The following is an 11,388-nucleotide window of genomic DNA, read 5'->3' as shown; positions in this document are numbered from 1 at the left end:
TTGATAGAAATATCGGTCGGGGCCTTCGTCTTTCTGATTCCCGGTTAGCCTGAAAACAGAAAGTCTCAGGCACCCGCAGGCATCCTATGAGGTTTCCTTAGGGACGAAAATAATCACTTCACGAAATTGCGTGCTGTTTTCCAGAATTTTTCGTCATTCGGGTTAGCCAGTTTAGCCATTCGTTACTCTCTTCATTCCAATAGCATTAATTTTCTCTGCAATAATTGTTGTAAAAATGTGACGCAAAGAGGTTTTTGGTCATAAGTAATTACCGTCAAGTGCCGATGACTTTCTATCAGGAGTAAACCTGGACGAGAGACAACGGTAATGAATACAACTCCCTCACAGCGATTAGGTTTTTTGCATCACATCAGGCTGGTTCCGTTATTTGCCTGCATTCTTGGCGGTATCTTAGTTCTATTCGCATTAAGTTCTGCTCTGGCTGGCTATTTCCTCTGGCAGGCCGATCGCGATCAGCGTGATGTTACTGCGGAGATTGAGATTCGGACCGTGTTAGCGAACAGTTCAGATTTTTTGCGTTCAGCCCGGATCAATATGATTCAGGCCGGGGCTGCGAGTCGTATTGCGGAAATGGAAGCAATGAAGCGAAATATTGCGCAAGCCGAATCGGAGATTAAACAGTCGCAGCAAGGTTATCGTGCTTATCAGAATCGACCGGTGAAAACACCTGCTGATGAAGCCCTCGACACTGAATTAAATCAACGCTTTCAGGCTTATATCACGGGTATGCAACCTATGTTGAAATATGCCAAAAATGGCATGTTTGAAGCGATTATCAATCATGAAAGTGAGCAGATCCGACCGCTGGATAATGCTTATACCGATATTTTGAACAAAGCCGTTAAGATACGTAGCACCAGAGCCAACCAACTGGCGGAACTGGCCCATCAGCGCACCCGCCTGGGTGGGATGTTCATGATTGGCGCGTTTGTGCTTGCCCTGGTCATGACGCTGATAACATTTATGGTGCTACGTCGGATCGTCATTCGTCCACTGCAACATGCCGCACAACGGATTGAAAAAATCGCCAGTGGCGATCTGACGATGAATGATGAACCGGCGGGCCGTAATGAAATCGGTCGCTTAAGTCGTCATTTACAGCAAATACAGCATTCACTGGGGATGACAGTAGGGACTGTTCGACAGGGCGCGGAAGAGATTTATCGTGGCACCAGCGAAATTTCAGCTGGCAATGCGGACCTGTCATCTCGCACCGAAGAACAAGCGGCGGCTATCGAACAAACTGCCGCCAGCATGGAGCAACTCACTGCGACGGTGAAACAGAATGCGGATAACGCGCATCATGCCAGCAAACTGGCGCAAGAGGCTTCTATTAAAGCCAGCGATGGCGGGCAGACGGTTTCCGGTGTAGTAAAAACGATGGGCGCTATCTCCACGAGTTCGAAGAAAATTTCTGAGATCACCGCCGTCATCAACAGTATTGCTTTCCAGACGAATATTCTGGCACTGAATGCTGCCGTTGAAGCCGCGCGAGCGGGTGAGCAAGGGCGTGGATTTGCCGTTGTCGCCAGCGAAGTACGGACACTCGCAAGCCGCAGCGCTCAGGCAGCGAAAGAGATTGAAGGCTTGATCAGTGAATCAGTCAGGTTAATTGACCTGGGGTCGGATGAGGTGGCAACGGCAGGGAAAACCATGAGCACTATTGTTGATGCCGTCGCGAGTGTCACACATATCATGCAGGAAATCGCCGCCGCCTCGGATGAACAAAGTAGAGGCATAACTCAGGTTAGCCAGGCGATTTCTGAAATGGATAAGGTGACGCAACAGAATGCTTCTCTGGTAGAAGAGGCCTCAGCAGCGGCGGTGTCCCTTGAAGAACAGGCTGCACGATTAACTGAGGCGGTGAACGTATTCCGTCTGAACAAACATTCTGTGTCGGCAGAACCTCGCGGAGCGGGTGAACCAGTTAGTTTCGCTACGGTGTGAAAATGTTCAAGGAGGGATCGACAGATCCCTTCACCTTTCAGAACGGCATTGATTTTCGAATAGTGTTAATCATCAACTGGCAACCAGAAGAGAACGTCGCATCTACGCGGGTCAGTATTCCAATCGGTTCGCCTGCACCATGTCCCGGAACAGGCAGGGCCACCAGCGTGGCATGACGCAGGTCGTCTTTTACAGCGCCAGAAGGGACAAACCACACGTAATCGTATTCAACGGTAAGTTGACGAGATAGCGAAGCAGACAGCGTTTCGATACAACCCGAAGGAATTTTACAGCCCTGGCTCTGCACTAATGCATCTGAATGCTGGCGTGGCGCAGTGCCTTCTGGTGATACAACGACCGGCCATTCCAGCACCCGGCTTAGCGTTACGTTCTCCTGAAGTAGCGGGTGATTAGGGCGGACAACCAGCTTCAACGATTCAAGAAACAGCAGTTCGTAATTAAGCCCGGTCATCAGTTCAGGATCTGACATCCGACCAATGCCGATATCGATTTCCCCGGTTTTTAAACCCGCCAGAATCATAGGGTTACTCATTGTCGCAACTTGCAAGGTCGTCTCTTTTTGTTGCTGATGAAACTGACCTATAACCGAAGGTAATATCCCCAGTGCCGCAGTAGGTAGTGCACCAACCCTGACGACATCATTATTAAGACTTTCTTTACGATGAAGCGACTGTCCGGCAGTGTTGATGGCGTCAAGAACTCTGACTGCATGCGTTAAAAATTGTTCGCCGGGTAAGGTAAGTTGCGCCCCCTGACGACCACGCTCAAACAAGCGAGCGCCCGTCAGCTGCTCCAGTTCATTCAATGTATTAGAGAGCGCAGGTTGACTCAAATTAAGGGTTTCAGCTGCGTGCCCCAAAGTTCCTTGTTGTGCGACAGCTACGAATGTATGAAGGTGGCGCAAACGGATGCGCTGACTAAACAGACTATTTTTTTCCATAAGCGATGTTAAAAACGAAGCGGTGTCGCTGACAAGTGAAGTTGTTTGATTATGATAACTTGATTGTAAAATATTATTAACAATTAAAGCAATTATGTTACAGCAAAATGGATAATATTGATGTTTTCGCGGCGAGATCACAGTTTGTAAATTCTTCCCGCCAGAGTGAATGCTGTTACCTACACTCCAGATTACTGACCACTGGAGGCAGACACTATGGCGAACAGCATCACGGCGGATGAGATTCGGGAACAGTTTTCGCAGGCAATGTCAGCCATGTACCAGCAAGAAGTTCCGCAATATGGCACGCTGCTGGAACTGGTAGCTGATGTGAATCTGGCTGTGCTGGAAAACAATCCTCAACTGCACGAAAAAATGGTAAATGCAGACGAGCTGGCGCGACTGAATGTTGAACGTCATGGGGCGATTCGCGTTGGGACTGCACAAGAGCTTGCTACTCTTCGGCGGATGTTTGCCATTATGGGGATGTACCCGGTGAGCTATTACGATCTCTCGCAGGCAGGGGTGCCGGTACATTCGACAGCATTTCGGCCCATTGATGATGCTTCTCTGGCGCGTAATCCCTTCCGCGTTTTTACATCCTTACTCCGCCTTGAGCTTATCGAGAACGAAATTTTGCGCCAGAAAGCGGCGGAGATTCTGCGTCAGCGCGATATCTTCACCCCACGTTGTCGACAACTGTTAGAGGAATATGAGCAGCAGGGCGGTTTTAACGAAACACAGGCACAGGAGTTTGTGCAGGAAGCCCTGGAAACGTTTCGCTGGCACTAGTTAGCAACGGTAGATGAAGAAACCTATCGCGCCTTGCACAACGAACATCGGTTGATTGCTGATGTGGTCTGTTTTCCTGGATGCCATATCAACCACCTGACGCCACGTACGCTGGATATTGACCGGGTGCAGTCGATGATGCCTGAATGCGGAATTGAACCCAAAATTCTCATCGAGGGGCCGCCGCGCCGCGAGGTACCGATTTTACTACGCCAGACCAGCTTTAAAGCACTGGAAGAGACGGTGTTGTTTGCGGGGCAGAAACAGGGCACGCATACCGCGCGCTTTGGTGAAATTGAGCAGCGTGGCGTGGCATTAACGCCGAAAGGGCGACAACTGTATGATGATCTTCTGCGTAACGCTGGAACCGGGCAGGATAATCTCACTCACCAAATGCATTTACAGGAAACCTTCCGCACTTTTCCTGACAGTGAGTTTTTAATGCGTCAGCAAGGGTTGGCATGGTTCCGGTACCGTCTGACGCCTTCGGGTGAGGCGCATCGTCAGGCGATTCATCCTGGAGACGATCCACAGCCCTTAATTGAACGTGGTTGGGTAGTGGCGCAACCCATCACCTATGAAGATTTCTTGCCCGTTAGCGCGGCGGGGATCTTCCAGTCAAATCTGGGTAATGAAACGCAGACACGCAGTCACGGTAATGCCAGTCGCGAAGCATTTGAGCAGGCGTTGGGTTGTCCGGTTTTGGATGAGTTCCAGCTTTACCAAGAAGCGGAAGAACGCAGTAAACGTCGCTGTGGTTTGCTTTAAATTCTGACCATCCGCCTTTGCAAAAATTTGCCTGATTTTACAAACGAATCAGGCTCATCCCATCGACATAAAAAAAATGCCGATTTATGCATATTCTCTCAGTTCAACAATTGGATTATTAATAAATATTGTCTAGAGTGAGCGGTCATAAATAAGCACTTTCTTGCCGCTGAAAACGACCAGCGCGGGACCATTCACAACACCAGAAGGACTCACTTTCAGGTATGGATCGTAGACGATTTATTAAAGGTTCAATGGCTATGGCCGCCGTGTGCGGTACCAGCGGCATTGCTTCTCTTTTTTCTCAGGCAGCATTCGCGGCAGATTCTGATATTGCCGACGGGCAAACCCAGCGTTTTGACTTCTCCATTCTACAGTCAATGGCGCACGACTTAGCGCAAACAGCGTGGCGTGGTGCGCCTCGTCCGTTACCTGACACGCTGGCGACAATGACGCTGCAGGCTTATAACAGTATTCAATACGACGCCGAAAAATCGCTCTGGCATAACGTTGAGAACCGTCAACTGGACGCTCAGTTCTTCCATATGGGAATGGGATTCCGTCGCCGCGTTCGTATGTTTTCTGTAGATCCAGCAACACATCTGGCGCGTGAAATTCACTTTCGCCCGGAGTTGTTCAAATACAACGATGCAGGTGTTGATACCAAACAATTAGAAGGGCAAAGCGATCTCGGCTTTGCCGGTTTTCGCGTGTTTAAAGCCCCCGAACTGGCGCGCCGTGATGTAGTATCATTTCTCGGCGCGAGTTATTTCCGCGCCGTTGATGATACATATCAATACGGTTTGTCGGCCCGCGGCCTGGCGATCGACACTTACACCGACAGTAAAGAAGAGTTCCCCGACTTTACCGCCTTCTGGTTTGATACGGTAAAACCGGGGGCAACTACCTTTACCGTTTATGCGTTGCTCGATAGCGCCAGCATTACTGGTGCCTATAAGTTCACTATCCATTGTGAGAAAAGTCAGGTGATTATGGATGTGGAAAATCACCTGTATGCGCGCAAAGACATTAAACAGCTGGGCATTTCGCCGATGACCAGTATGTTCAGCTGCGGTACTAATGAACGTCGGATGTGCGATACAATTCATCCGCAAATTCATGACTCTGATCGTCTGTCCATGTGGCGGGGCAACGGCGAGTGGATTTGCCGTCCGCTGAATAATCCGCAAAAATTGCAGTTCAATGCTTACACCGACAACAACCCGAAAGGGTTTGGTTTATTGCAACTGGATCGTGACTTCTCCCATTATCAGGACATTATGGGCTGGTATAACAAACGCCCAAGTCTGTGGGTGGAACCGCGTAACAAGTGGGGTAAGGGCACCATCGGCCTGATGGAAATCCCAACAACGGGCGAAACGCTGGATAACATTGTCTGCTTCTGGCAGCCAGAAAAAGCTGTAAAAGCAGGTGATGAGTTTGCATTCCAGTATCGTCTGTACTGGAGTGCGCAACCGCCTGTTCATTGCCCATTAGCGCGCGTTATGGCGACGCGTACCGGCATGGGCGGTTTCCCGGAAGGTTGGGCGCCAGGTGAACACTATCCCGAAAAATGGGCGCGTCGTTTTGCCGTCGATTTCGTTGGTGGTGATCTGAAAGCTGCCGCGCCAAAAGGCATTGAGCCGGTGATTACGCTTTCCAGTGGGGAAGCGAAGCAAATCGAAATTCTCTATATTGAACCCATCGATGGTTATCGTATTCAGTTTGACTGGTATCCGACTTCGGACTCCACTGATCCGGTCGATATGCGGATGTATCTACGTTGTCAGGGGGACGCTATCAGTGAAACATGGCTGTATCAGTATTTCCCGCCAGCGCCGGATAAACGTCAGTATGTTGACGACCGCGTGATGAGTTAATCGTTTTTTCTTCGGCACCTTCTTCGGGAGGTGCCGTCTGGTTAAACACGATCCCGCTCGCATTTTTCCCTAAGTTAAATGAGTAATCTGATGGTGTGTATTTCAGATACACCGTGTCAGCCACTAACAGGGAGTGCGTATGTTTCCAGAATACCGAGATTTAATATCCCGTCTGAAAAACGAAAATCCTCGCTTTATGTCCTTGTTCGATAAACACAATAAACTTGATCATGAAATTGCCAGAAAGGAAGGTTCCGACGGTCGAGGGTACAATGCGGAAGTGGTCCGCATGAAAAAACAAAAGCTACAGTTAAAAGATGAGATGCTCAAAATCCTGCAGCAGGAGAGCGTCAAAGAGGTGTAAACTTTCCTAAGCCGCCAGCCAGGCGGCTTTTTTAACAACAGCATGGATTGACTGGAGATAAGATGACTGAAACGATAAAAGTAAGCGAATCACTTGAATTACATGCTGTTGCGGAAAGTCACGTCACACCTCTTTATCAGTTAATCTGTAAAAATAAAACCTGGTTACAGCAGTCGCTAAACTGGCCGCAGTTCGTTCAGAGTGAAGAGGACACGCGAAAAACGGTGCAGGGTAATGTGATGTTGCATCAACGCGGCTATGCCAAAATGTTCATGATTTTCAAAGAAGATGAACTTATCGGCGTTATCTCGTTTAATCGTATTGAACCACTGAATAAAACTGCTGAAATCGGCTACTGGCTGGACGAATCTCATCAGGGGCAGGGGATCATTTCTCAGGCGCTGCAGGCATTGATTCATCATTACGCTCAGTCTGGTGAACTTAGACGCTTCGTGATCAAATGTCGGGTGGACAATCCGCAAAGCAACCAGGTCGCTTTGCGCAATGGTTTTATCCTTGAAGGTTGCCTGAAACAGGCTGAGTTCCTGAATGATGCCTATGATGATGTGAACTTATACGCGCGTATTATCGATTCATAATAACCCTGCCAGCGGCGTTCGCGTAATGCGCTCCTCGCCGTTAATGACTTTTGGACCACGGACATGAACCGTGTCGCCATCAAAGGCTTCAACGACGGCGTGGTCGGTTAACTCCACATGGTTTTCAATTATCACCGCACCTGTAATACGGCTCTCACCTTGTATTACAACGTGCTCGTCGAGCAGAATCGGTCCACCACGTACCACGGCATTTCCGCCAATCAAGACATGATGTTTTAACACACAATTACCTTCCACAATGGCATATTCCGCCACCTGCGAACTGTAATGAATCGTCGGAATGGCATCTTCTTCTATGCCAGCTTTCACCTGCGCGTGACCGTAGACTTTAGCGCAATCGCATAGCCAGACGTTGTTCTCTTCATTACCTTCAACACTCGCAAAATCAAAAACTTCGGCGCGATGTTCAATAAAAGCATACCGGACGACGGCATCGCCATAAATTTGTGCCTGGTGGACAATACGCGAGGCGCTAACCCTTGCGCGATCATAAATTTGGAGCAGGAGTTGATGGTCGGGCGTTAAGCCTTGTGCGGCGACGATCATAGAATGTTGATCAATTAAGGCGTGACCAAATATTCTACATTGCCCGTAAACTAATGAGTCATGAATGGTGACACTGTCACTTATATATGCACCCTGGCTGATTTCACTATTATCGATCCAGACGTTATCCGTTGCGTAAACCTCTCCCCACAGCACGCTGGTGCCGGTGATACGCGTATTACCGGAAATCACCGTTCCGCCGAACGCAATAGCATTCTGGTCGTAAATCCAGCAATTTCCTTCCTGTGCTAACACCGTTTCGCGATCGATCCAGCCGCCAGCGGTTCCTGCTATCACATCGTTAAAATCGCTAATGGCGATAATCTGCCGTAATAACACACTTTTTTTAGTGCCATCTTCCTGATAACTAAAGGCTCGCTGTTCTTCACTTAGGCGATATTTGCGCATAGCGTTTTCCCACAGGTGACTTACTATAACCGTAGCAAATTCTGCGGCTCTGGCTATGCTCGAGAAAATTCCATAAAATGCATTTCAAATATACTTTATAAATTAAACAAAATGAGTAAGAAGATGCAGAGCGATAAAGTGCTCAATTTGCCGGCAGGCTACTTTGGTATTGTGTTGGGGACGATAGGGATGGGATTTGCCTGGCGCTATGCCAGCCAGGTTTGGCAGGTCAGCCACTGGTTAGGGGATGGGCTGGTGATTCTGGCGATGATCATCTGGGGATTATTGACTAGCGCATTTATTACCCGACTCATACGCTTTCCGCATAGCGTGCTGGCGGAAGTTCGCCATCCAGTGCTGAGCAGTTTTGTGAGTTTGTTTCCGGCAACGACGATGCTGGTGGCGATTGGTTTTGTTCCGTGGTTTCGCCCACTGGCGGTGTGCATGTTCAGTTTTGGTGTCGTGGTTCAGTTGGCTTATGCCGCCTGGCAAACTGCGGGATTATGGCGCGGATCTCACCCTGAGGAAGCTACCACGCCTGGACTGTATCTGCCGACAGTTGCCAACAACTTTATCAGCGCAATGGCCTGTGGTGCGTTGGGCTACACCGACGCCGGTCTGGTGTTTTTAGGCGCAGGCGTTTTCTCATGGCTAAGCCTTGAACCGGTGATCTTGCAGCGTCTGCGCAGTTCGGGAGAATTACCCACGGCACTGCGGACATCACTCGGCATTCAGCTCGCGCCTGCGCTGGTGGCCTGTAGTGCCTGGCTGAGCGTCAACGGCGGCGAGGGTGACACGCTGGCGAAAATGCTTTTCGGTTATGGACTGCTGCAACTGCTGTTTATGCTACGTCTGATGCCATGGTATCTCTCCCAGCCATTTAATGCTTCATTCTGGAGTTTCTCGTTCGGCGTATCTGCACTGGCAACCACCGGTTTGCATCTGGGGAGTGGCAGCGATAATGGATTTTTCCATACGCTGGCGGTGCCGCTGTTTATCTTTACCAATTTTATTATTGCAATACTGCTCATCCGTACTTTTGCGCTTCTGATGCAGGGAAAATTGTTAGTCAGAACCGAGCGCGCCGTTTTAATGAAAGCAGAGGACAAAGAATGATCATTCGTGACGAAAACTATTTTACTGATAAATATGAATTAACCCGCACACACTCTGAAGTACTGGAAGCGGTGAAAGTGGTTAAACCGGGTAAAACGCTGGATCTGGGCTGTGGCAATGGTCGTAACAGTCTTTACCTGGCAGCCAATGGTTATGATGTTGACGCATGGGATAAAAATGCCATGAGTATCGCCAACGTCGAGCGCATTAAATCCATTGAAAATCTGGATAATTTACACACCCGGGTCGTTGATCTGAATAACCTCACATTTGATGGACAGTACGATTTTATTCTTTCGACTGTGGTGCTGATGTTCCTTGAGGCTAAAACCATCCCAGGGTTGATTGCCAATATGCAACGTTGCACTAAACCTGGTGGTTACAACCTGATTGTGGCGGCGATGGATACCGCTGATTATCCATGTACCGTCGGCTTCACGTTTGCCTTCAAAGAGGGAGAATTACGTCGATATTACGAAGGCTGGGAGAGGGTGAAATACAATGAAGACGTCGGCGAGCTGCACCGCACCGACGCCAACGGTAATCGTATTAAACTGCGTTTCGCCACGATGCTGGCACGTAAAAAATGACCCGGTAAGCACAAAACGCGTGAAAATTCCCCACGCTGAGATGATTTACTGTTCTTCTTTTCGGTAAGCATATTTTTTATCGAAGGGATGTGAAATTAATCACAGTAGTCGAAGTTTTTTAGCAGCTTAACTTACTGAAATTTAACTACTGATGATTGACTTAGCCCCTTTTTCGGCATTGACTATGTCGTCTGAAAAGGGGCTGAAAAATTTATTTTCACCAACACTTTTTTTGCCACAACACGAAGCGGCGCTTTTTGCTATAACTTAGAAAGTAATATAATCATCTCAGGAAACTATTCATGCGTACCACACCATTTGCGAAAGTTGCAGCTTTATGCGGCTTGTTGGCTCTGTCTGGTTGTGCCTCTAAAATCACCCAGCCAGATAAATATTCTGGTTTTTTAAACAATTACTCTGATTTAAAAGAAACAACCTCAGCAACAGGTAAACCTGTTTTACGTTGGGTAGACCCGAGTTTTGATCAAAGCAAATATGACAGCATCGTCTGGAACCCAATCACTTATTATCCGGTACCAAAACCTTCTACCCAGGTAGGGCAGAAAGTTCTGGATAAAATTTTGAACTATACCAACACCGAAATGAAAGAAGCGATAGCGCAGCGTAAACCAGTGGTTACCACCGCTGGGCCGCGTAGTCTGATTTTCCGTGGGGCCATTACCGGTGTAGATACCAGCAAAGAAGGGCTGCAATTCTATGAAGTGGTTCCTGTTGCATTAGTGGTTGCGGGGACGCAAATGGCTACAGGCCACCGTACCATGGATACTCGCCTCTATTTTGAAGGTGAGCTGATTGATGCAGCGACTAATAAACCGGTTATCAAAGTCGTTCGTCAGGGCGAAGGTAAAGACCTGAATAACGAAAGTACGCCAATGGCTTTCGAAAATATTAAACAAGTTATTGATGACATGGCGACCGATGCCACCATGTTTGACGTTAACAAAAAGTAGTTCCAGACGCGCCATCGTTAGATGGCGCTTTTTATCCGGTGCGCCGTAAAACCCCATCCTTCAGGGCGGGGATATAAGGCGCGGTTTTCCACCTGACCAGGTGTTTGCTGTTGTTCAATGTATTGGCGGATGACGGATATTGGCGCACCTCCGCAGCTACTGGCAAAATAGCCAGGACTCCACAAAACGCCTTTGTAGTAATACCTGACTGCAATATCTGGTCGATCTCGTCGCAGTAACCTACCCGATACGCCTTTGAGGCTGTTTACCAGACTGGATATCGCCAGTTTGGGAGGTTAGTTAATTAACAAATGGACGTGATCTGGTTCGCCATCCATTTCAACCAGTTCAGCTTCAAAATAAGCACATACATTTGAAAAGTAAGTGCGTAGTTTTTCTGTCGC

9 protein-coding genes and 2 pseudogenes are annotated in these 11,388 nt (G+C 48.4%); 8 read left to right on the top strand and 3 right to left on the bottom strand.

Annotated elements, in window-relative coordinates:
- Window positions 1-327: 327 nt before the first annotated feature.
- Window positions 328-1,968 carry a methyl-accepting chemotaxis protein Trg gene (trg, locus tag ACUU1I_RS16875; RefSeq protein ID WP_001098591.1) on the top strand — a complete coding sequence of 547 codons (1,641 nt, stop codon included), beginning with the start codon at window positions 328-330 and terminating at the stop codon, window positions 1,966-1,968.
- 37 nt (window positions 1,969-2,005) lie between these two features.
- Here trg and ACUU1I_RS16870 read toward each other — a convergent pair whose 3' ends face one another.
- Complete coding sequence (locus tag ACUU1I_RS16870; RefSeq protein WP_024260623.1) at window positions 2,006-2,929, bottom strand: LysR substrate-binding domain-containing protein; 924 nt, start codon at window positions 2,927-2,929, stop codon at window positions 2,006-2,008.
- Window positions 2,930-3,145: 216 nt separating this feature from the next.
- Here ACUU1I_RS16870 and hglS point away from each other — a divergent pair.
- From hglS to rimL, 4 genes and pseudogenes are all read left to right on the top strand, one after another.
- A pseudogene (gene hglS / locus ACUU1I_RS16865) lies at window positions 3,146-4,489 on the top strand (2-oxoadipate dioxygenase/decarboxylase HglS).
- A 224-nt stretch (window positions 4,490-4,713) separates the two neighbouring features.
- Window positions 4,714-6,369 carry a glucan biosynthesis protein OpgD gene (gene opgD, locus ACUU1I_RS16860; protein WP_000375939.1) on the top strand — a complete coding sequence of 552 codons (1,656 nt, stop codon included), beginning with the start codon at window positions 4,714-4,716 and terminating at the stop codon, window positions 6,367-6,369.
- 139 nt (window positions 6,370-6,508) lie between these two features.
- Entirely contained in the window at window positions 6,509-6,733 is a 225-nt protein-coding gene (locus tag ACUU1I_RS16855; RefSeq protein WP_001296778.1) for a YdcH family protein, read from the top strand.
- 62 nt (window positions 6,734-6,795) lie between these two features.
- The gene (gene rimL / locus ACUU1I_RS16850; RefSeq protein WP_000140884.1) at window positions 6,796-7,332 is read left to right on the top strand and encodes a 50S ribosomal protein L7/L12-serine acetyltransferase; all 537 of its coding nucleotides are present in this window, start codon (window positions 6,796-6,798) and stop codon (window positions 7,330-7,332) included.
- Here the strand turns inward: rimL and ydcK are convergent.
- Window positions 7,327-8,307, bottom strand: coding sequence for a YdcK family protein (gene ydcK / locus ACUU1I_RS16845; RefSeq protein WP_001234070.1), 981 nt, complete (start codon window positions 8,305-8,307; stop codon window positions 7,327-7,329). The two genes, rimL and ydcK, sit on opposite strands and share 6 nt — an antisense overlap.
- A 123-nt stretch (window positions 8,308-8,430) precedes the next feature.
- Between ydcK and tehA the strand changes: the two genes are divergently transcribed.
- From tehA to ACUU1I_RS16830, 3 genes are all read left to right on the top strand, one after another.
- Window positions 8,431-9,423: a dicarboxylate transporter/tellurite-resistance protein TehA gene (gene tehA / locus ACUU1I_RS16840; protein WP_005047890.1), complete on the top strand. Its 993-nt coding sequence runs from the start codon at window positions 8,431-8,433 to the stop codon at window positions 9,421-9,423.
- Complete coding sequence (tehB, locus tag ACUU1I_RS16835) at window positions 9,420-10,013, top strand: tellurite resistance methyltransferase TehB (RefSeq protein ID WP_000586723.1); 594 nt, start codon at window positions 9,420-9,422, stop codon at window positions 10,011-10,013. Before tehA ends, tehB begins: the two co-directional genes overlap by 4 nt.
- A 302-nt stretch (window positions 10,014-10,315) precedes the next feature.
- The gene (locus ACUU1I_RS16830; RefSeq protein ID WP_449144861.1) at window positions 10,316-10,984 is read left to right on the top strand and encodes a DUF3313 domain-containing protein; all 669 of its coding nucleotides are present in this window, start codon (window positions 10,316-10,318) and stop codon (window positions 10,982-10,984) included.
- A 17-nt stretch (window positions 10,985-11,001) separates the two neighbouring features.
- On the opposite strand, the pseudogene tnpA reads toward ACUU1I_RS16830, so the two are convergent.
- A pseudogene (gene tnpA / locus ACUU1I_RS16825) lies at window positions 11,002-11,388 on the bottom strand (IS200/IS605 family transposase); the annotation flags it as partial.

This window comes from Shigella sp. SIG3, from assembly GCF_053555855.1.
This window is presented reverse-complemented; position numbering and strand designations above follow the sequence as displayed.